Origin of the sequence: Oceanobacillus damuensis, from assembly GCF_001618145.1 — a bacterium.
Classification (GTDB): Bacteria; Bacillota; Bacilli; order Bacillales; family Amphibacillaceae; genus Oceanobacillus; species Oceanobacillus damuensis.
In genome coordinates this window covers 14,530-37,318 of record NZ_LQNF01000035.1, presented here as the reverse complement: position 1 = coordinate 37,318, position 22,789 = coordinate 14,530, and the positions used below count along the sequence as shown (strand labels likewise).

The window sequence follows — 22,789 nt, the reverse complement described above, 5'->3', positions numbered from 1 at the left end:
TTAACTGCTTAAATCAAACTCTAACTTTTGGGGGTCACATCATTCCTGTCCCCGTGGACCAGGACCTGTAAATTGGCTGAAATGGACCGTGGTTCCTGTCCCCGTGGACCACTCTGTATCCATCCCTATGCCAAACCAAACAATTTTTCCTTCAATAGTCGGCCTGTAGGTGTATCAGCCAAGCCACCTTCACCTGTTTCTCTCAAAGAAGATGGCATCGCTTTACCAATACGGTACATCGCACCAATCACTTCATCACAAGGAATTCGGCTTGTAACTCCAGCGAGTGCCATGTCTGCAGATACAATCGCAAGGGATGAGCCTCCCGCATTACGTTTGACACACGGAACTTCGACAAGTCCTGCTACTGGATCACAAACAAGTCCAAGCATATTTTTTAATGTCATCGCAAATGCTTCTGCAGATGCTTGAGGCGTTCCTCCAGCCATTTCCACGATGGCAGCGGAAGCCATCGCACCTGCTGATCCTACCTCTGCCTGACAACCTCCTGCGGCACCAGAGATAAAAGCATTGTTGGCGACTACAAAACCAAAAGCACCTGATGTAAACAAATAGCGTATCATTTGCTCACGTGTCGGGTTAAGCTGATTTTTCACTGCGAACAATGTTCCTGGAACAACTCCTGCACTGCCCGCTGTTGGAGTGGCACAAATGGTACCCATGGCTGCATTCACTTCATTTGTTCCCATCGCCTTACTTGCTGCATCTAAAAGTATGTGACCAGATAAAGGCGTTTTTTCTTTCATATAGTCTTGAATTTTTACAGCGTCCCCACCGGTCAGACCGGTTACAGACTCCACACCCTTCAAGCTTTCTTCAATTGCCTTTTCCATCACTTCCAAATTTTTTTCCATTTCAGAGAATACTTCTTCTCTTGTTTTTTCTTTAACTTCCATTTCTTGACGAATCATCACTTCTGAAATCAATATGTTTTCCTTTTCTGCTATCTCCACTAATTCTGCTGCTGTTCGAAACATAGGATGATACCTCCTCTTTAACTAACAATCGTCGAAACGTTGATGATATTTTGGGCATTTGTTAGCTCTTGCAATACAGCTTCTTCCACATTTTGGTCTGTTTCGATGACCATTAATGCTTCCTTCCCAAGATCTTTCCGGTTTACTTCCATATGCCCAATATTTATTTTGTGTTTGGCCAGAACAGAAGTAATGGAAGCAATGGCACCGAATCGATCATTATGGGTAACAAGGATTGCCGGATGATTCCCGGACAAACGCAGTTCAAAGCCATTTAATTCGGTGATTTCGACTTTCCCGCCACCAATCGATATTCCTACTAACTCAATCTGGTTTTCCTCATGGCCAATACTTAAACGAGCAGTGTTTGGGTGGCTTACTGCGCTTGTATCTTCTATAAATTCGATTTCCAATCCACGTTCTTTTGCCAGTTCAAGTGCTGTACTCATTCTAGAATCATCTGTTTCAAAGCCGAGTAATCCTCCAGCGAGGGCAAAGTCTGTCCCATGCCCTTTATATGTTTTAGCAAAGGACTCATACAGATGGATTTTCGCCCAGCTTGGTTCACTGCCCAAAAGGTTTCTTGCGGCTTTCCCAATTCTTGCTGCCCCTGCTGTATGGGAGCTTGATGGCCCAATCATTACCGGGCCGATAATATCGAATACTGAATTATATTTCATATTTAAATCACCGCCTTGTCGTAAATTTTTGCCACAAACAATGGAACAGAAGGTGGATAGTTATTAAAAAGAGAAGCAGCTATCACATATCAAATTGCGTCAGGCAAATACAATAGTTTTATTGCCGTGAACAAGGACTTTGTCTTCCACATGCCAAGAAACAGCCTGGGCAAGAACGCTTCTCTCCACATGACGTCCAGCAACCTTTAGATCCTCTGCTGTATATTGATGATTAATCCGCTGCACATCCTGCTCAATAATTGGCCCTTCATCAAGATCATTCGTTACATAATGCGCTGTTGCACCAATTAATTTAACTCCTCGATTAAATGCCCTTACGTAAGGATTTGCACCGATAAAGGCCGGCAAGAAGGAGTGATGGATATTTATGATTTTATTAGGGTACTTGGAAATAAAATTCGGGGAAAGGATTTGCATGTAGCGGGCCAGAACAATAAAGTCCACTTTCCCTTCCAATAATTCCAATGCTTTCCGTTCAGCATCCTCCTTTGTATCCTTCGTCAATGGAATATGATAGTATGGGATCCCATAACTCTCAACGACCTCTTTTAAGTCTGGATGATTACTGATGACTAAAGGTATTTCAACTGGAATTTCATTCGTTTTCCATCTCCATATAAGCTCCAAAAGGCAATGATCCGCTTTTGTGGCAAAGATGGCCATACGCTTTCTTTTTTGGTTGCTGCTCAACGACCACTCCATCGCGTAATCTTCCGCGAGCACGTGCAGGTCCTGTTTGAGTTTTTCAAGTCTGTGGGTTTCCACATTAAACTCAATCCTCATGAAAAATATACCTGCTTGTGGATCTGTTGTATATTGGTCAATATCTATAATATTAGCTTTGTGTTCTGATAAGAAATTAGTTACAGTTGAGATGATACCTGGCTTTTCTGGACAGGTAACTAATAATGTTGCACGGTTCACATTTTCCATATGAATGCTCTTCCTCCATGTTAAATTCTGCTTATTCTCTGCTTTAACTATCATGGATCATATACTTAAGCATTTCCCGATTCTTACCTTCAGGAAACACTATTAAATATATACTGATAGATTCTAAGCATGGATAGCCATGCCTTCTACCGCTAACGCTGCTTCACCAACTGCTTCGGATAATGTTGGATGTGGGTGAATGTTATGGGCAATATCCATGGATGTTGCGCTTAATACTTGGGATAACCCTGCTTCTGTAATCATATCGGTAACGTGCGGGCCAATCATGTGCGCCCCTAGCAGCTTATTTGACCCTTCTTCAACAACCAGTTTGACAAAACCATCCGATTCACCAAAAACGAGAGCCTTTCCTATCGCACGAAACGGGAATTTACCTACTTTCACTTGATACCCTTTCTCTTTTGCTTCATCTTCTGTAAGCCCCACACTCGCTACTTCCGGATTACTATAGATGCACCTCGGAATTATCGTGTAATCAAGTAATACAGGATTGGCACCAGCTATATGTTCAATTGCGACGATACCTTCATGTGAAGCAACATGGGCAAGCTGCAGACCGCCTATTACATCGCCGATCGCATAAATGTTACGTTCATTTGTTTGGTAGTATTCATTTGTTTGAACAGAACCGCGGTCAACTTCAATTTCTGTATTTGCAAGACCGAGTCCTTCCGTGTTCGGTAATCGACCGACAGATACGAATAATTTATCTGCGGAAAATAGTGTTTCTTTCCCTTTACGTTCTGCCTTAATCGAAACACCATTGCCCTTCTCTAATGTTTCAGGAAGCACCTTTGCCCCTGTCACAATTTTAACGCCTTTTTTCTTCATTAATCGTTGTACTTCCTTTGAAACATCTTTATCCTCTGTCGGAAGAATCCGATCTGCATACTCAATCACGGTTACTTGTAAGCCAAAATCAACTAGCATGGATGCCCATTCTATTCCAATAACACCCCCGCCAACAATGATGATAGACTCTGGAAGCTCTTCCAATTCAAGAGCTTCTTCTGAAGTTAATACATACTCCCCATCTACTTCAAGGCCTGGCAGTGTTTTCGGACGGGAACCAGTAGCAAGGATAATATTTTTAGAATGTAATAGATGCTGCTCTTCATTATTCTTTTTGACTGTTACATCCCTTGATTCAGTAATACTTCCTGTCCCCTCATAGACATCGATTTTTCCTTTTTTCATCAGATGTTGAATGCCTTTTAATAATTGAGTCACGATATCTTCTTTCCTGGATTGAACTTTTGAAAAATCAAGTCCAACTTCAGGGGCAATGACCCCATACTTTTCGCTATTTTTTGTGTTTGCATATATTTCAGCACTTCTTAATAATGCTTTACTTGGAATACAACCAGCATGAAGACATGTTCCACCCAATTTTTCTTTTTCGACTAGTGCTGTTTTCAAACCTAATTGAGTTGCACGAATAGCTGTAACATAGCCTCCTGGCCCGCCCCCAATGATAACAACATCATATTCCTCTTTCATAGGAAACCTCTCCTCTTTCATTTGAAATACTTTAAAATTAAGTGAAACATAAAATCAGCAGGGAGCTCTCACCCCTTACCGACAAGGAAACCCCTCCTAAACGAATCAAGGGTTTACTGACTGGCTGCCTATCATTCTCAGTTATGCATGTGATAAAGAATGAGAGACCAGAGCACACCCGACAATAACTGTCTCCATAAACCTCTTAATCTATTTCAATTGCACATGCACTTGATGCGAAGCTTTCCCCAACAAGAAATCCCTCTTCAACGTTATAATCAATTTGTGTTTCTTCATCTAAATAACGCTTCGTAAAACGGTCTAAACGTATTTGAATTCCATCATATTCAATCACAGAATCATTTGGGCGCAATTCATCGAAAACAAGCTTAAATTTCATTGACATGCCGCAGCCGCCAGCTACCTCAGCATCAATCCGAGGGTATTGCTGTTCCTTTATTTTTGTTGTTTTCAACTTATCCAGTGCTGGCTCTGTTAATGTAATAACCAATTAACTTACCCCCTTCTGCCTTGTTCTGATATCACCTTAGTTCCCGTACTTTAACATAATGGGAAAAGAAACAATTGGCTTCTTTTCCCATCTTTCCCCTTGTAATCACAGAACTCTCCCTCTATTAAGCTTCCACCTATCCACTAGGGTTTAGGCAAGCCATTGGTGGATTTTCTGCCAACCAATGGAAAATATAGATTAAGCTTTAACAGTCTCTTTTTCCCGCTCTGCATCCTTCTCTTTTGTATAACGTACGACTGGTTTTCTTGCTGCCTGAACTTCATCCAATCTGCCGACAATTGTTGTATGTGGAGCATTTAAAACCATTTCCGGATCTTCTTCCACTTCCTTGGCAATTTGTATCATTGCCTCTGCAAATGCATCCATCGTTTCTTTTGATTCTGTTTCGGTCGGCTCTATCATTAAACCTTCCTCGACATTTAGCGGGAAGTAGATAGTTGGCGGATGGTACCCGAAATCAAGCAGACGTTTTGCCATATCAAGTGTACGAACTCCAAGTTTCTTCTGTCTGGATCCCGACAACACAAACTCATGCTTGCAAAGCTGTGTATACGGTGAGTCAAAGTGTTCCTCCAGTTTTTTACGGAGGTAATTTGCATGAAGTACTGCCCCTTCAGATACTTGTCTTAATCCTTCAGGTCCCATTGTACGAATATAAGTGTAAGCACGGACAAGAATACCGAAGTTTCCATGATATCCTTTCACACGGCCGATTGATAATGGATAGTCAGAGTTCAATACATAGTCTTCTCCATCTTTTTCGATACGCGGCACTGGTAAATACGGAATTAGATTCGCTTTTACACCCACTGGGCCAGCTCCGGGACCTCCACCGCCATGTGGCGTAGTGAATGTCTTATGGAGATTTAAATGCACGATGTCAAATCCCATTGCCCCTGGTGTCGTTTTGCCTAAGATGGCGTTTGCATTTGCACCATCATAATATAATAGGCCGCCAGCTTCATGAACAACTTGCGCAATTTCTTCAATTTCCGTTTCGAAAAGTCCAAGTGTATTCGGGTTTGTTAACATTAATGCTGCTGTATCACTATTTACCAGCTGCTTTAATGCTTCCAAATCAACTAGCCCATCCTTGTCAGAAGGAATCGTCGTTGTTTCAAACCCAGCAACAGAAGCACTTGCAGGATTAGTTCCATGTGCGGAATCAGGGACAAGCACCTTTTTCCTGTTCTCACCGTTCTTCTCATGGTAGGCTTTCACCATCATTAACCCGGTCCATTCCCCTTGGGCTCCTGCAGAAGGCTGCAGCGAAATCGCGTCCATACCAGTGATAACCGCCAACTCTTCTTGTAGATTATATAGAAGCTCCAGTGCCCCTTGCGCAGTTTCCGGTGACTGATATGGATGTATACGGCTAAATCCCGGAAGACGTGCGATATCCTCGTTTATTTTTGGATTATATTTCATTGTGCAGGACCCTAATGGATAAAAGCCATTATCTATTCCATGATTTTTATTTGATAGAGCTGTATAATGGCGAACAAGCTGAAGTTCAGAAACCTCTGGAAGCTCTGCAGCCTCATTCTCATCCCGGATCAGATGCTTTGGTAATTTCCCCTGTAAATCAACACTTTCAACGTCACTCTTCGGAAGGCTGTACCCCGAACGGCCTGGACGACTGATTTCAAAAATTAGATCATTATATTCAACCATTTACAACCGCCTCCAAAATTTCTGCAAATTTATCAATCTCTTCTTTTGTTCGTTGCTCCGTTACTGCGATAAGCATCTGTTTATCATTGCCATACGTTTCCCCTAAGTCATAGCCGCCAATAAAGCCTGATTCAAGCAATCTTTTGTTAACTTCTTTTACCGGAAACGGAAGTTCAACAACAAATTCATTAAAGAATGCTGATTTATTCAAGACTGTAAAGCCTTTTCCTTGAAGGAGATTTGCCATATAATCAGCTTTTTCAAAGTTCTGCTGTGCCATTTGACGGATTCCTTGTTTTCCAAGTGCTGACATGCTAATGGAAGAAGCGAGGGCATTTAACGCCTGGTTGGAACAAATATTTGATGTTGCTTTATCACGGCGAATATGCTGTTCCCGTGCTTGTAATGTTAATACAAATCCGCGATTGCCTTGATCATCATTTGTTTCCCCGACAATTCGTCCAGGTATTTTGCGCATAAATTTTTTACTTACGGAAAAATATCCGCAATGCGGGCCACCAAAGGCCATTGGTATTCCAAGTGGCTGCATATCACCGACAACCATATCGGCACCCAGCTTTCCAGGCGACTGCAATAATGCCAGTGCCAGCGGATTGGCGCTTACGATAAACAATGCTCCATGTTCCTTAGCGTATGCATTAATTTCCGCTAGATCTTCAATAGACCCGAAGAAGTTTGGATATTGAACAATAACTGCTGCAGTGTCTTTATCTATTTGTGATTTTAATTGCTCTAAATCCGTAATATCTACATCCAGACTTACCTCTTCCACTGCATAGCCTTGACCTTTTGCAACGGTATTTAAAATGGAACGTGATTCAGGGTGTACCCCTCTTGACACAAGGACTTTTGATCGTCTCTTTGAAGCCGCGGCAAGGGAGGCAGCTTCCGCTAGGGATGTAAAACCGTCATACATCGACGAGTTGGCTACATCCATTCCAGTCAGTTCACAAACCATTGTTTGGAATTCATACAAGCCTTGCAGCTCCCCTTGACTGATTTCCGGCTGATACGGTGTATATGCTGTATAAAATTCAGAACGTGAAATCATATGATCCACAACACTTGGAATGTAATGGTCATACGTACCTGCACCAAGAAACGTTGAATATTCGTTCGCATTTAGATTACGGGCGGACAGTTTATTTAATTTTTTTATCAGAACAGGTTCCGGGTCAGCTTCCGGAATGTCCAGCTCCCCTTTCAATCGAATACCCGATGGAATGTCTGCAAATAAGTCTTCTATAGTAGAGACATTCAAAAATTCCAGCATTTCCTTTTGATCTTGCTCTGTATCTGGAAGATACCTATAAGTATTGGTCATGTTATTCCTCTCCTTCATTAATAAATGCTTGATATTCTTCCTCATTCAACAAGGATTCCAGCTCCTCGGGGTTAGATAATTCCACCTCTACTAACCAGCCTCCATCATATGGTGCTTCATTAATCGTTTCAGGAGCATCCTCCAACTCTTCGTTCACAAGAACAACTGTGCCTGATACAGGTGTGTAGAGCTCAGAAACAGCTTTAACCGACTCCACCGATCCCATTAATTCATTTGCAGTTACTTCATCATCCACTTCCGGATTTTCAACAAAGACGATATCACCCAGCTCCTTTTGGGCAAAATCAGAGATTCCTATCCGGACGCGATTTCCGTCTAATCGTAAAACCCATTCATGTTCCTTGCTGTATAGTAAGCTTTTTGTTGTATTTGTCATCGTATTTAATTCCCTTCCATATCTATTTATCTGTTACTTAAAGGGGATTTAGCATTTGCAGTGTCAGTTCACTAAATCCCTATTTTAAAAAATGTTTACGCTGCGGCTTATTGGCCAGCGCCTTCACGGTGTCTCGTTTACTTTATCCCCTTTTATAAAAAGGTGTTTTCACAACAACAGCGTCAATCTTTTTACTCCGGACTTCCACTTTTACCGGTGTTCCCGCTTTCGTGTGTTCCGTTGCTATAATAGCAAGGCCGAGATTTTTCTTTAAGGACGGTGAACGCGTTCCGGATGTAATAAATCCAATTTCCTCGTCATCCTCGGAGAACACTTTATAGCCGTGACGCGGAATGCCTTTTCCTGTCACTTCCACCCCAGCTAATTTCCGCTTGACCCCTGCTTCTCTTTGTTGGGCAAGGCTTGATTTTCCGATAAAATCACTCTCTTTGTTCGTTTTGACGGCAAATCCGATTCCAGCTTCAAGCGGGCTGATTTCTTTTGTAAGCTCTTGGCCATAAAGGGCAAGACGTGCTTCCAGGCGGAGCGTATCTCGCGCCCCAAGTCCACATGGTTTTAAGCCATCCTCTTTTCCCACTTGAAACAGCTTCTCCCAAAGTGCTATTGCCTCGTCAGGAGCTAAATAAAGTTCGAAGCCATCCTCCCCTGTGTAACCTGTGCGGGATACAAGAACATCTTTAATCCCATCCAGGTTGACATGCTGGGCAAAGCGGAAAGGAGTTATTTCGCTTAAATCGATATCTGTTATCTTTTGTAAAATTTTCTCTGCCTTTGGTCCTTGGAGAGCAAGGAGTGCAACATCATCCGAAATATTCGTTAAGGTTACCTCCCCTTTCACGTGCTCCTCCAGCCAATTGTAATCTTTTTCAATATTTGCAGCGTTAACCACCAGCAGAAACTTTTCATCAGCTAACTTATAGACAAGCAGATCATCAATGGTGCCACCGTCCGGATAACACATTGCCGTATATTGACATTGGTTAATCTCAATCTTTGTTATGTCATTGGTCAAGAGGGAATTGATAAAGCTCACTGCATCCTTTCCTTCAACAAGCACCTCTCCCATATGGGAAACATCGAAAAGACCTGCTTCCTGCCGTACTGCCTCATGCTCTTCCATAATGCCTGAAAACTGTACCGGAAGCTCCCATCCTCCAAAATCGATGACCTTTGCACCATCATTTTTATATACTTCAAAAAGCGGTGTACGCTTTAACCCTGTTTCTGTACTCATCTTTTACACCCCTGCTTTCGATTTCTTTTCGAACTTGAACCTTCTCTGTGAAAATGACTCTAACTTCCGAGATCCCTGCTTATACATTTACCGGCTTTTGAAATATTGGATAGTTCCCGCAAATTTCCTTTGTTGTTTCTTTTGGACTTTCAAGAACCGCTTTATCCCCATTGCTCTTCAGAACGGAAGCGATTACTTTTCCGATTTTCACCATTTCTTCCTCTTTCATGCCTCTTGTCGTCAGGGCCGCTGTTCCGATGCGGATTCCGCTTGTAACAAACGGGCTTTCCGGATCATATGGTATGGTGTTTTTATTGACGGTAATTCCTGCTTCTTCCAGCAAGTTCTCTGCTTCTTTCCCTGTTAAGTTCCATGGGCGTACATCCAAAAGAACAATGTGATTGTCCGTCCCGCCAGACACAAGTGTTGCGCCTTCTTCCTTTAAAACGTCGCCAAGGGCTTTAGCATTTGCAATGATTTGCTGTGCATACTCCTTAAAGCTTGGCTGCAATGCTTCATTGAATGCCACCGCTTTAGCTGCAATGATATGCATCAACGGTCCACCCTGAATTCCTGGGAAAATCGCTTTATTTACCGCTTTGGCCAGCGCTTCATCATTGGTTAAAATGATACCGCCACGTGGACCTCTCAGTGTTTTATGTGTCGTGCTTGTCACTACATCTGCATAAGGAATTGGGGATGGATGAACACCTGCTGCAACAAGTCCAGCGATATGAGCCATATCCACCATGAATTTCGCGCCAACCTGGTCTGCAATTTTTCTGAAGCGTTCAAAGTCAATTGTTCTTGTATAGGCACTTGCCCCCGCAATAATCAATTTTGGCTTCTCTTTTTTTGCAATATCCTCCAGCTCATCATAGTCAATCATTTGGGTGTCTTCTCTTACGCCATACGACACGATGTCAAACCATTTCCCTGAAATGCTGACAGGGCTTCCATGCGTTAAGTGTCCCCCATGGGAAAGGTTCATTCCCATCACTTTATCACCAGGCTGAAGCAAGGCGTAAAAAACGGCCAAGTTTGCTTGTGCACCTGAGTGTGGCTGTACGTTGGCATAGTTGGCTCCAAAAAGCTCCTTCAGGCGTTCGATTGCTGTATTTTCTGCAACATCGACAAACTCACAACCACCATAATAGCGCTTTCCTGGATAGCCTTCTGCGTATTTATTTGTCATGACACTTCCCATTGCTTCTAATACATCATCACTGACAAAGTTTTCCGAGGCAATCAACTCCAGTGTTTGGTGCTGGCGCTGCTGTTCTTTCTCAATTGCATTAAAAATCGTCGAATCATTTTGCTGTAAACCCATTTTTTACTCCTCCTTTAAATTACGTGCAATTTTTTTGGCTAAAACTCAACATAAATTAAATTAGAGCTTACTGAGAAACACGGATACTCCTTTCGTAACAGGAACTTTTCCGTGGCAAAAGCTATGTAAAATTTGCACACAAAAAAGGACAGAAAAGGGTATCTAACGTTCTCATCCCTTCTCTGTCCTTTTTACCTGAGAGTTTAACTCTTCATGAAAGAGTCTTCCCCTTTGGTGGCATATGGTATGCGCTCTCCAGAGTTGCGTCCTGTTGTGGTTTTATCTACCTGAGAGATTGGTTCCAAGGGTATTTTTGGAACTTGCTCCTTCGGTGGCTCATTCTTCGCACTCTCCCACAACAATCATCCGCTCATATTGAGTTTTAGTCATTTTCGGAAAAAATAAATGATAACAATGTCACGAGAACAAATTCAGATTTTGACTGGCCATCCTAACCTATAATTCTTGAGAGAACTTGAATTCTCCTCTTAGGAGGCTTACTGCCAACTTAATCAAAATTCTAAAAGCGCTTACAACTCAAGGGTAAAATTAACCGTCTCTACAAAAAGGCCAGGGTAAAACAGACATTTCGATTACCTCTGTCCTTTAGCCCGTGAGATTGGCCCTTTTGGGCGCTTCCTCCTACAAGGTTAAGACGGATCCTCATACTACTTTATAGTAAATATTTTATCTATTTTTAATAATAGTAGGAAATCAGATTCTTGTCAACATTCGCCTTTTTTGCAGCAGCTTTAAGAAGTAAGCTCCCTCTCTTCGAATGATTCGTAATATCCGCTTCTATTGATTTATTTACATGTTCTTTAGGGATTATAGCTATTATTGAGAGGAACAAGGTACATGCAACTCCCTCTGTCCCCTGGGCGAACCCCATCCCCTTTTAAATTCCTGCTTGATACTCTTTCCCGTCACGAAGTTTATCGAATTCTTCCTTTGCTTTATCAAGAATCTGATCTGTATTGTTAAGCAAATCATATGCAGTAAGTGCCATTGTACTGGCTGCCAAATGCATTCCTTTATATCCAATTTCAGTTCCAAATGAAGCCGTTGCTTGCCAAGAGTGCAATGCTGTACCGACTGGTGCACAGGTTGTCGTAACCATGCCTGTTGGGGTAATCCAGCTCACATCACCGACATCAGTTGAACCGGGTATAGAAACTCCGGGTTGATACGGATGGAAGGAAACGGAAGTAGGTATCAGTTCTTCAAAAGATTTTCCAGCTGATGGTAATGATTTTGCCAAACTTTCCACAAACACCTGCTCCTCGTCTGTATACTCAAGTGGTACGCTTTCAAGCATATTATGGTACATTAATTCATTTAACGCGTCATTTGGTAACGTATCATAGCAGAAGGCAAGGATTTCTGAATCAACTTCTGTTTCATTCATCAGTGCAGCACCTTTTGCAATATTTTTAACCCTGTGCAGGATTCCTTCTACTTCTTCCTTTGAACCTGCTCTTAAGAAATACCAAACCGTTGCAGACTCGGGAACGATATTCGGAGCTAACCCACCATCCGTAATCGTGTAATGCATGCGCGTACCATCTGGAACATGCTCACGTAAATAGTTGACTCCGATATTCATCATTTCAACACTGTCGAGTGCACTTCTACCTGCTTCAGGTGAAGCGGCGGCATGAGCGGGTTTTCCTTTAAAGTGAAATTTGATGGATACCATTGACTGCATGCTTCTATTTATTGGAGCATTACTCGTCATTGGATGCCATGTTAGTGCAGTATCAAGATCATAGAACACGCCTGCTTTTGCCATATGGGTTTTACCGTTTAGAACCTCTTCAGCTGGGCATCCGTAATAACGAATAGTGCCAGCGAGCCCGTCCTTTTCCATTTTATTCTTCAATGAAACGACAGCCTCTACTCCTGCTGTTCCGAGTAAGTTGTGACCACAGCCATGGCCTGGGCCGCCTGCATTAACTTCTTCTTTCGTAGGTGTCGCTGTTTGGGAAAGGCCAGGCAGAGCGTCAAATTCACCAAGGATACCAATGATAGGTTTACCTTGTCCATATTCAGCTACAAATGCTGTTTCAATTCCGCCAATTGGCTGTTTAATTGTAAATCCTTCAGCCTCTAGTGCTTTCTGCTGCAACCCGCTCGCATATTCTTCTTCATAGGCTGTCTGTGGGTGATCCCAGATATCCTGGGCCATCTTCGTGTACGTATTTTTATTTTCCTCGAACCATTCAAGAATAGTTGCTTTACTCATTATTTATCCTCCTATTGTTGTGTCTGCTTTTTCTCTTTCATTTTCTCTAGTTGTATACAAATCAAGACAACAAGTACAATGCAAATTAGATTCCTTAAGTAAACAGGCATCGAAATTAAATTGACAACAAGCCCGATTACTAAAGCGATACCACCGTATGTCGGTTTTTTCATAGCAAATTGTAACAGTACTGCCCCAAAGATGGCTGGTAAGACGAGCGGAAATATCCCTTCAAGCTGCTGGGGTATGTTGGCTATTACGACAGAACCTCCGATGATAATAGGAATAAGAATTACCTTATTTACAAGTGATGCTGCACCTATCCCAAGTGTAGCAGTTAGCTCTCCCTTTTCTGTTCCTGGTTCAGCACCTACTGCATTTTGAGCGGCCGCTGCAGAAGGAAGGCACATATTACTGATGTTTCCAGTCAGGAAAGAAATATATGTTCCGGAAACACCTAGAATAGGAAAATACATGATCGGCTCCAGTACCCAAACAACCGCAATGACACCCGCATAAGCTGCAAGTGCATTTAAAATGACTATCCATCCCGGGTGGTAGCCGAGACCAAATGAAAGATAAATGGGCAGAAACACGGTTAAGGCTATAACAGCCCAGGTTGTTAGTCGTCCCCAAAAATGTGCTTTTGTATGGAATTCGTCCATGGAAGTATTCTTGTCAAATGTTTCTTCACTGATCTGTTCTGAGTTGAATTCACGTACTTGTTCAACGCTCATATAGAAATGCCCCCCTTTGTTTTAGATGAAAAAGTAGCCAAAGCATAAACTTATTAGAATAGATAGACCGAGTGACCATTCGCGTAACCAGGAGAGTTTTGGCTTCTCTGATAGCTTGGTTGCAATAACCATTGTGGCACCAGCAGCAACAGCCACAACGAACGGAGCAAGTCCTTGTATTATTTGAGCACTAACGAGGTTGCCAAAGGCAGCAATAATCGCAGCAGTTGAAATGATACCCATCGTTTTCTTGCTTTTTTCACCTTTGCTAGTTAGTTTCTTTTCCGTATTGCCAAGAGACTTGGTGAATAGAGCGGTAAATAAGAGCCAGCCCATCCCCCCAATACATAGGGTCCAGACAATGGCAGTGAATACCATTTGGTCGTAGCCTGCTCCCCCGAGAGTTGCTCCGGATGCTTCTGCTGCAAAACTTGCCCCAACAGATTCAATAGGCGCAGAACCGATAACGCCAATCCGAAGTAATGTAAGTGGGTTTCCAAGAAAGGCGATTAGCGAAATAGCTACAATTACAATTGCGACGGAAGGTCCAATAGCTGCGATTGCCCCAGTTTTTAAAGCGCTATTTACCTCTTTTTTGCTCATCCCCTGCTCGATCCCTGTTTTTGAAGCGAGTTGAATGAATTTAATACTCTGAAAAATAACGATACAAATAACTATTGAGGCAACCAGCCACATGATATTGCTGTTCGCAAGTTCCATTACCTGCTGCATTTGTTTCTCCCCTTTGTGATTTAGAAATTTTCTTCAAAAGATTCTCCATCCTGGAAGTTTCTTTTCCAGCTCCTGCGCCTAGCAACGTACAAGCTTCACACTCCTCCACTACAATAAGCCGACATCGACTCTCTTTGTTCGTCACGTTACCTTTATCTCATTGTTTCGTCTCTAGTTTGTACGTTGCTATACGGGACGCTTATGCTATTGCTTAGTCATTCAACAGACTTTTCAAATAATTAACTTTAGTATACACTAAGATAGAAAGCGGTTACAACGTGTGTTCATACATACTTTCTATGATTTTTATAGATGAATATACATTGAAGGGAAGAAAAGTTATGAGTCTTACAGATTATATTACTCGTTATATAGAGAAGGAGTTTGGTGAAGTTGGATACCAGATTTGGAAATATAATGGGGTGGGAGGAAAGGCTGAAATACTAGAAAGATTTGCAGGGAGAGAACAAGAAATTTCTCCAATGTGTGACCCATACACAGCAAACTATTATGTGAAGAAAGGTGCTGCTCATACGGAACTTCACTTTTATTACTCGGGAAATAAGGGACTCGTCCTGCGTATAGCAGAGAAGTTAGAGGCAGTGGATGAATCTGTAATGGAACACTTATATTATAGTTTATATTCTACTATACTGGAGGAATTTTTAAGTGCGAAGAAACAAGAGCAAAAGACGATTATAGAAAGTATGCATTCAATTTCTTCCAGTCTTGATCTCGATCATGTATTAAAACAGATCATTCGCCATGCATTGAATGTAATACCAGCTGCTGATGCTGGTTACTTGATGCTTTATGACTCGAAAAAACAAAAACTGATACCAAAAGCCCCTGTTGGATTTAATGATGAAATTTACCAATTTGAAACAAAAGTTGGTGAATCAATCACGGGGAAAGTATTTGAAGACGGGAAAAGCAGACTTTACAACTCTCATGATGAATTAATTGCGGCTATGCATTCATTCAACGTTTCATCAAAAAACCTCACCAACATTATTCAATCATCTGGGTTTGTTGATGGAGCCATCTGTGTGCCGGTTTCCATCGATGATAAACGAATTGGCGTCATGATTATCCACCAGTGGAAAATGAAGAAGCACCTTGGCGAAGAGGATATTACGCTGCTTGAAGCTTTTGCCAGGCAGGCTGCAATAGCGATTGAAAATGCCCAATATCATTCGGAAACAATCAATCGCCTGCAGCAAATTACCGACTTAAGTGCACAATTGAAAAAGAGAAATATTCAATTGCAAAAGCGGCAGGAGGTCCACGATACGCTCATTATGCTTTCCCTCCAAAATAAAGGTATTCATGTATTGGTGGATGGTTTACAAAAAATGATTGATATGGACTTTGTATTTTTTAATGGATTGGAAAATGAATTTTATTCGCCGAGAGAGGATGACCTGGTTAATTTTAGCGAGTTTGAAATCAAAACACTTTGCAAGGAACGGCGCAGAGTTTTTTACGTGGTTACAGATCATGAAGAAAGCTACTACCTTTATCCAATATATAATGGGCAAATATTTGTAGGTTGTCTCATCGTTTCCCTCCATAGGTCCATTTCGGAATTCGACCAAATTACGCTTGAACAGGGGGCTACAGTTTTAGCTTTGGAATTGGTTAACCGTCAGACGACAACAAAAATCTATCATCGCAGAGTATATGAGCAATTCAATAAATTACTTACCTGTGATGAAAAAGATCAAGTACTTGAATATGGCAAGGAACTAAATCTGGATATATATGGGTACTGGGTGGTCGCAGTACTGGAAATTTCTAAGGAAAGAACAGATTTCCAATATCTGGACATATATGTGCATCAGCTAGCTTCCCGGCTTCGCAGGGAATTAGGTGATCAAGTTAAATTGGTGTACGGATTTTATAATAAAATCAACCTGCTTCTATCCCCATCCAATAGAGAGGAAGTCTATCAATTAAAAGCCCATTTGAACCAAATTCGTGTTCAAGAGGAAAATAAAGATGGCACTATATTTCGCGGTGGGATCAGCAGTGTTTATCAAGGTCTCGAATATATAGGTAAATCTTATGACGAAGCAAATAAAATCATTTCCTATTTGACCAACTACAATAGTCTTGAAGTGATATTATATGAAGATATCGGCCTGAACCGTTTATTTCTTAATCAGCCAACAGGGGACATTGAACAATTTATCCAGGAAACGTTGTCACCTCTATCAACAGAGAATAGTCGGCATAAGGAATTGGAGAATACGCTGTTTACGTATATGGAAACAAACCGGTCACCAGGAAAGACAGCAAAGCTGCTTCATATTCATATCAATACATTTTACCAGCGACTACAGACAATTGAAGAACTGCTCGATGTTGATTTGAATAATAGCCAAGATGCACTGAAAATCCAACTAGCATGCCATTTGAAAAGATCACAGCTGATTACAGGGTAGTTGAGGTGGTGTCTATAGCTGGAAGTTGGACTGTCGGCATGTCTACTTGGATGTTTTTGGAGTATTGTTTGCTTGTTAAATAATTCGAAGCAAAAGCGTTAATTTAGTTAATGAAGAATAATGACTAAAAGGGGAAGTATTAAATAGGGAAGCATATCAATGCGACCCAAGTGAAGGTTACGTAAAATTAAGTGTAATAAAAAGCTATCAATTTTGTCTGCATTAATAATGCACCAAAATTGATAGCTTTTTCATTCGACAAAATTCGGGGAGTGACAGGCACCTTACGAAGCGCGGCTAACGGGAACTTCACTATCCTTCACTTTTTTCTGTATAACCAACCTGCTTACGAACCAAATTGCTACAACAGCCCAAAGGATGGATCCGAGGATCATCGAAATGTTATAATCCATATTAAATCCTTCTGGCGCGTAAAAGACGTAGCTGGAAACAACTGCTGTCATGAATAATGCTGGTATACTGCAAATCCAGTGGAACTTGTTATTTTTCAACAAATACATCGCACCTGTCCACAGCATCACCGTCGCAACAACCTGGTTTGTCCAACCAACATAGCGCCACAGGAAATTATAATCAATCATCGAAAGAAACAGCACTGGCACTGCTACAGGAATGATAAGTAAAGCAAGTGTCCCTTTCTTTTTCAAATCCTTTTTCGTAATTTGTGTTAATAAATCTGCAAGCATCATTCTTGATGATCGGAGTGCCGTATCACCTGTCGTAATTGGAAGAACGATGATTCCCAGGATTGCCAGGATTCCACCGAATGCGCCAAGGGTAGAGATACTTATTTCACTTACAACTCCACCAGGGCCACCTACAGCCAGTGCTTCCTGAAGACCTAAAGTATTGCCAAAGAATGTCATACCCGCTGCAGCCCATACTAATGCGATAACACCCTCAACAACCATCGCACCGTAAAATACTTTCCTTCCTTCACTTTCCTTTTTCAATGTCCGTGCAATGATTGGACTTTGTGTGGAATGAAATCCAGATATCGCACCACAGGAAATCGTAACCATCAATAACGGCCATATCGGCATCTCCCCAGGATGCAGGTTACTTAGTGTTAAATTAGGTATTGGGTTTTCGAAAAAGAACATCCCGATCCCAATGGATACCGCCATAAAAATCAGAATCGCACCGAAAAACGGATAAAGCTTCCCAATAATTTTATCAACTGGAAGTATTGCAGAAACCAATAAATAAACAAAAACCAATAGCAAGCATGCCGTAAAACTAAGTGGTGTTATGGAAGAAACCAATTGGGCAGGTGCCGCGGTAAATGCTGCCGCCACTAAAATCATCAAGAAAATGGAAACTATAGTAATTAAAAACTTCGCATATTTCCCTAAATATTTTCCTACTAGTGTTGGAAATTGTGCCCCACCATGCCTGAGTGACATCATGCCAGAGAAATAATCATGGACAGCTCCGGCAAAGATACAGCCAACAACAATCCAAATAAATGCGACAGGTCCGTATAGCGCACCTAATATGGCACCAAAAACCGGCCCCGTTCCAGCAATGTTCAATAGCTGGATCAAACTCCCTTTCCACCATTTCATCGGTACAAAGTCTAAACCGTCTTGTTTTGAATAAGCAGGTGTCTTCTGTTTATCGTCAATACCAAAAATTCGTTCAACAACCTTACTATATATGATATAACCAACAATTAAGAATAAGATAGACCCTATGAATGTTATCATTGCTGCAACCCCTTTTTCTTTTAACTAATACGCAATATATTACACAATGTTTTTATAAAAATCAATACATTTAATGAAAATTTTCTTATAATTTCTAATCCAGCTGTTTCATTGTTACATCAAGTTGTATAATCAATTATTTATTAATAACAATCATGATAGTAATTAGGATCACTTTGAAATCGCGAAACAACTATGCGATATATTACATTTTAAGTCGTTAAATTCATCCATTCCAAAAAGTCTCTTTTTACGCATTGTCGCCTTTTCATCATCATAGTGGATTAAAAACGCACAACATCACAATAGAAATATATTACACTAGTATAGTCTCCAGCAATAAACCCAACGGCTACCATTTAGTTTATAAAGCATAAAAACTACCATTTTTTATGCAGGTGATTTCTGCGTGCAGCCAACCCCTTGAAAAAAACATTTTTCTTACTAAAAATGCAAATACTGACGAAATATTCCTTCCCCCTGGAAAAGCATTTGTCTGATCGAGAAAAATCGCCCTTGCTACAAAGGACACTAAGTACATGTGGGTTGAAACTGACCACAACACCTCCGCTTCATTATTATCGTCTCTGTAAAAACCGACCAAATTTACCTCTGTACGCCACCAAGAAAACAGACTATACTAGTTAAGTGAGTATATTTTACTAGGTGCAGGGGGCAATTCGTTTGATAAAAAGAATTAATATGATAATCACTGGTATGATAGCTGTACTAATTATTAGTGCATGCGGTTCAACAAGTGACAATACAGATACTGCGGATACTGAAGCAGAAACAAGTGGCAGTGAAGTAATAGAAGCAGCAGTTGAGGTAGAGGAAAATGAAGAACCAGAAGTTCCTTTTGCTGCAGAAGATTTTGTTGTTGAAATCACTCCTAACGGGAACATTGATACAGCTGGTGGAGTTGAATATTCATTTACGGTTCAAAATAATTCATCGATTCCTGTTCAGGAATTCACCGCTGACGTGAAACTGGAGTTTGAAGATGGACAAAAAATGATGGAAACCGTACGCATCTATACAACCATAATGGATGGAGAAACTGTTGGTGATTCTACGGAAACAGTCTATCCAGAACCGGCATCATTGATCACATCCTATGAAGTTGTTTCCTATCAGTTATTAGATGCAAAAGGTATTTATTATGATGTTGATTTACAGTTGGAAACTATTGATTACAGCGATTATGGCATGTGGGATATTTCGGACCAAATTCCATTCAGCATTGAAGATTTTACTGTAATAATTACGCCTAATGATCATATTGATACATCTGGCGGAGTAGAGTATGCATATGAGATCCATAACGATTCAGAAATTCCCGTTAAAGATATCAGTTTTGATATCTTAATGGAATTCGAAAACGGAATAATACAAGTGGAATCTATTTCTGAATACAACACCTTAATGAATGGAGATTTCATAGGGGATTCCAATGAAACGGTATATCCAGAACCGGCAGCAAACATTAAATCGCACAAAATTATTGGTTATCAAATTACTGACAAAGACAACATCTATTATGATGCAGACACGCAGTTAGGTATTGTTGAAGCATACGAATAAGGCAGAAGCATAATGCCTGGGTGTCACGCACATAAAATAAACAACTAATCAAAAGGGTTCAGTAATTACATACTGGGCCTTTTTCCTTTGAAATGATTTTGGGTGCTTTCAACCTCTCGGGGGACAGACAATCAGGCGAACAAGCACACTGACCTAAATACATCTGCACCAATTAGCTTGGCGGTCCTCCCCCCTGTAGACTAACAAAAGCAGTGAGGGTCAGGCATCAGCTTTTGAACGAATTATGCAAGTGCTCGAAAATGGCATTGCGCCAACAGAATAAAGCCGTTTTATTTTTTATTATTCCAAAGATAAACATACAAAAGGTTTTTTTATCATCCACAACATGAGATTAAGGACTGATTGCTCATACCAATAACCAAATTATTAACTAAAAATAAACTTTTAACAGGACAAGGATTTGATAAACTATACTAGGGTTAGGGAAGAGGGGGACCTATGGTTGAAAAAGAAAAAATTCTTATCGTGGAAGATGATTATGAAATTGCCCGAATTATGAAAGACCACTTAGATCGTGACGGATTTCAAGTGACCTGGGCATCGACGGGAGTAGAGGGATGGGAAGATTTTAAAGCGGATGATTATTCCTTGGTACTTGTGGATCTTATGATGCCTGAGATGGACGGTTTTGCATTATGTGAAAAAATCCGGTTAGAAAGTGACGTACCAATATTAATTGTCAGTGCTAAAAATGAGGATGAAAGCAAGATACTTGGTTTGGGTCTTGGGGCAGATGATTATCTGACAAAGCCATTTAGCCTAAAGGAGCTGACTGCTCGGGTACATTCTCATCTGAGAAGATATCAACGCTATACAAAGAAGCATTATAATGAGCAAATCTTTCATTATAAACATGAATTGGCTATTGATTTTTTAAATGAAGCTGTATTTTTAGATGAGAAGCTTCTATTTCTGACAGCTAAAGAGCGGGAAATCTTATTTTTACTTGCGAAGAATCCATTTATCACGTTTGACAAAGCGAAAATTTATGAGCATATATGGCAAGTGATGAACATAGATGGCAACAACACAGTAACAGTACATATTAAAAGCCTCCGCACAAAGCTCGAGGACACCGGGAAGCAAGCGAAGTTTATCCAGACCGTTTGGGGAGTCGGATATCGATTTATCGGAGAACAATTGGGATGAAGATTAAAAATTGGCTTATGATCAGTTATCTGCTTGTTATGCTGTTGCCGATTGCCGCTATTTATATACTCTACATTAGTCTAAGTGCCTATGATCAAGAACAGGATTTAAAGGAGTATCTTGATTTTCAAGCGTTAGTCACAGAATTAGAAAGCGAGCTGAAGGACGTATCTTTATATGACATTCAGCCTGAAGAAAACTATGAGCGATTGCAACGTTTGGCTGATGACAATCTCAAAATAGATTTATATCGTTATGATGGCGTCCAGTTATTTTCTACGATGAGTACACCTGGGGAAGCTCATATTTTTCAAGTGAATCAAGAGAATCTATTTCAGAATTTAAACGAATATCAGAAAAAACCACGGACCTATTCGCTAAAAAAGCTAGTATTTGATGACACGAATCGGCTGGTTGGTCTATATGAAATCACTTCAGGCAGAAAAGCATGGGTAGAGACATCCAATCAACGTACGACATTCATGTTTATCCTGTTGGGCATCTTTTTTATTGGTCTCTATTCGATGGTAATGCTTTCTATAAACCGTAAGTTGAATCGGCCTTTGTATCAGCTGCAAGAGCATATGAAAGCATTTGCGGCAGGTAAGAAACCGAAGCAAGAACTGGTTCGGTCAAAGGATGAAATCGGAGTGGTCATCACCCATTTCGAGCAAATGAAAGCACAAATAGCAGAGACGAGAGATGCTCTTGCCAAGCAGCAGCAGGAGAAGGAATATATGGTTGCCTCCCTTTCTCATGATTTAAAAACACCATTAACCGTTATTCGTACATACACAGAAGCTTTGGAAAGTCATCATTTATCGAAGAAAGAACGAGAAGAATACCAAATGATTATCCATGACAAGCTGGAACATATGAAGCAGATGATTGATGATTTGTCGGTATTTACCGCACTCCAGGCAACAGATAATACACTTCATACCGTACAAGTAAACGGGAATGAATTTTTTGAAATGTTATTTTCAGGTTATGAAGAGCCATGCATCAAAAAAGATATCGAACTAACCACCGAACTGCACGTAAGAAATTCCTACAAGCTTGATCCGAAGCAAATGATTCGGCTCGTCGATAACTTAATGGATAACAGCATTCGGTATACTCCAAATCATCATCGTATTTGGCTGGCCGCCATTTCATCGAGAAAGCCATTACCGAATTGGGTGTTTCCAGCGTTCACAGATGAGGTGAATGCATGGAGAGAAGATGGAACTGTGATTCTTATTCAGAACGAAGGAAAAGGCATTAAGCATACTCAACTGGAAAAGGTTTTTCAACCGTTTTATCAAGATGATACTTCCCGGGGAAAAGGGGCAACATCAGGTCTAGGATTAAGCATTGCAAAAATAATAATGGAAAAACATGATGGGAAAATAAAAATTTGGTCAACGGAAAATAAAGGCACATTAATTGCCTGTTGGATAAAAGAAAGGGGATAAT

18 protein-coding genes and 1 riboswitch are annotated in these 22,789 nt (G+C 40.9%); of the genes, 4 read left to right on the top strand and 14 right to left on the bottom strand.

Going from position 1 to position 22,789, the window contains the following annotated elements; all coding sequences use genetic code 11:
- Positions 1–125 precede the first annotated feature (125 nt).
- The 13 genes from sdaAA to A4245_RS16560 all read right to left on the bottom strand — a co-directional run bounded on the left by sdaAA (position 126) and on the right by A4245_RS16560 (position 14,400).
- The gene (sdaAA, locus tag A4245_RS16625; protein WP_067729977.1) at positions 126–998 is read right to left on the bottom strand and encodes an L-serine ammonia-lyase, iron-sulfur-dependent, subunit alpha; all 873 of its coding nucleotides are present in this window, start codon (positions 996–998) and stop codon (positions 126–128) included.
- A gap of 17 nt (positions 999–1,015) precedes the next feature.
- Positions 1,016–1,678: an L-serine ammonia-lyase, iron-sulfur-dependent subunit beta gene (gene sdaAB / locus A4245_RS16620; RefSeq protein WP_067729975.1), complete on the bottom strand. Its 663-nt coding sequence runs from the start codon at positions 1,676–1,678 to the stop codon at positions 1,016–1,018.
- A gap of 99 nt (positions 1,679–1,777) precedes the next feature.
- Positions 1,778–2,632 carry a formyltetrahydrofolate deformylase gene (purU, locus tag A4245_RS16615; RefSeq protein ID WP_234402438.1) on the bottom strand — a complete coding sequence of 285 codons (855 nt, stop codon included), beginning with the start codon at positions 2,630–2,632 and terminating at the stop codon, positions 1,778–1,780.
- Between the two features lie 123 nt (positions 2,633–2,755).
- Positions 2,756–4,153 (bottom strand): dihydrolipoyl dehydrogenase, encoded by a 1,398-nt coding sequence (gene lpdA, locus A4245_RS16610; protein WP_067729971.1) that lies wholly within the window; start codon positions 4,151–4,153, stop codon positions 2,756–2,758.
- Positions 4,154–4,358: 205 nt separating this feature from the next.
- Positions 4,359–4,664 (bottom strand): iron-sulfur cluster biosynthesis family protein, encoded by a 306-nt coding sequence (locus A4245_RS16605; RefSeq protein ID WP_067729969.1) that lies wholly within the window; start codon positions 4,662–4,664, stop codon positions 4,359–4,361.
- A 198-nt stretch (positions 4,665–4,862) separates the two neighbouring features.
- Entirely contained in the window at positions 4,863–6,359 is a 1,497-nt protein-coding gene (gene gcvPB / locus A4245_RS16600; RefSeq protein WP_067729967.1) for an aminomethyl-transferring glycine dehydrogenase subunit GcvPB, read from the bottom strand.
- The gene (gene gcvPA, locus A4245_RS16595; RefSeq protein WP_067729965.1) at positions 6,352–7,704 is read right to left on the bottom strand and encodes an aminomethyl-transferring glycine dehydrogenase subunit GcvPA; all 1,353 of its coding nucleotides are present in this window, start codon (positions 7,702–7,704) and stop codon (positions 6,352–6,354) included. Before gcvPA ends, gcvPB begins: the two co-directional genes overlap by 8 nt.
- 1 nt (position 7,705) lies before the next feature.
- The gene (gene gcvH, locus A4245_RS16590; protein ID WP_067729963.1) at positions 7,706–8,101 is read right to left on the bottom strand and encodes a glycine cleavage system protein GcvH; all 396 of its coding nucleotides are present in this window, start codon (positions 8,099–8,101) and stop codon (positions 7,706–7,708) included.
- Positions 8,102–8,243: 142 nt separating this feature from the next.
- Positions 8,244–9,356 carry a glycine cleavage system aminomethyltransferase GcvT gene (gene gcvT / locus A4245_RS16585; RefSeq protein WP_067729961.1) on the bottom strand — a complete coding sequence of 371 codons (1,113 nt, stop codon included), beginning with the start codon at positions 9,354–9,356 and terminating at the stop codon, positions 8,244–8,246.
- A gap of 79 nt (positions 9,357–9,435) precedes the next feature.
- Positions 9,436–10,686: a serine hydroxymethyltransferase gene (gene glyA, locus A4245_RS16580; protein ID WP_067729959.1), complete on the bottom strand. Its 1,251-nt coding sequence runs from the start codon at positions 10,684–10,686 to the stop codon at positions 9,436–9,438.
- Between the two features lie 264 nt (positions 10,687–10,950).
- Positions 10,951–11,052, bottom strand: a riboswitch (glycine riboswitch).
- Between the two features lie 532 nt (positions 11,053–11,584).
- On the bottom strand, positions 11,585–12,931 hold the full coding sequence (locus A4245_RS16570) for an amidohydrolase (protein ID WP_067729955.1): 1,347 nt from the start codon (positions 12,929–12,931) through the stop codon (positions 11,585–11,587).
- 11 nt (positions 12,932–12,942) lie between these two features.
- Positions 12,943–13,668, bottom strand: coding sequence for a small-conductance mechanosensitive channel (locus tag A4245_RS16565; protein WP_067729953.1), 726 nt, complete (start codon positions 13,666–13,668; stop codon positions 12,943–12,945).
- A gap of 21 nt (positions 13,669–13,689) precedes the next feature.
- Positions 13,690–14,400 (bottom strand): DUF5058 family protein, encoded by a 711-nt coding sequence (locus A4245_RS16560; protein WP_067729951.1) that lies wholly within the window; start codon positions 14,398–14,400, stop codon positions 13,690–13,692.
- Positions 14,401–14,741: 341 nt separating this feature from the next.
- Here A4245_RS16560 and A4245_RS16555 point away from each other — a divergent pair, with 341 nt between their 5' ends.
- Entirely contained in the window at positions 14,742–16,847 is a 2,106-nt protein-coding gene (locus A4245_RS16555) for a helix-turn-helix domain-containing protein (protein WP_067729949.1), read from the top strand.
- Between the two features lie 284 nt (positions 16,848–17,131).
- On the opposite strand, the gene A4245_RS16550 is transcribed toward A4245_RS16555, so the two are convergent.
- Positions 17,132–18,577, bottom strand: coding sequence for a carbon starvation CstA family protein (locus A4245_RS16550; protein WP_067729947.1), 1,446 nt, complete (start codon positions 18,575–18,577; stop codon positions 17,132–17,134).
- 684 nt (positions 18,578–19,261) lie between these two features.
- Between A4245_RS16550 and A4245_RS16545 the strand changes: the two genes are divergently transcribed.
- The 3 genes from A4245_RS16545 to A4245_RS16535 all read left to right on the top strand — a co-directional run bounded on the left by A4245_RS16545 (position 19,262) and on the right by A4245_RS16535 (position 22,788).
- Complete coding sequence (locus tag A4245_RS16545) at positions 19,262–20,161, top strand: hypothetical protein (RefSeq protein WP_067729944.1); 900 nt, start codon at positions 19,262–19,264, stop codon at positions 20,159–20,161.
- Between the two features lie 459 nt (positions 20,162–20,620).
- On the top strand, positions 20,621–21,331 hold the full coding sequence (locus A4245_RS16540; RefSeq protein WP_067729942.1) for a response regulator transcription factor: 711 nt from the start codon (positions 20,621–20,623) through the stop codon (positions 21,329–21,331).
- Positions 21,328–22,788 carry a HAMP domain-containing sensor histidine kinase gene (locus tag A4245_RS16535; protein ID WP_067729940.1) on the top strand — a complete coding sequence of 487 codons (1,461 nt, stop codon included), beginning with the start codon at positions 21,328–21,330 and terminating at the stop codon, positions 22,786–22,788. The genes A4245_RS16540 and A4245_RS16535 overlap by 4 nt, the downstream gene beginning before the upstream one ends.
- Position 22,789 lies beyond the last annotated feature (1 nt).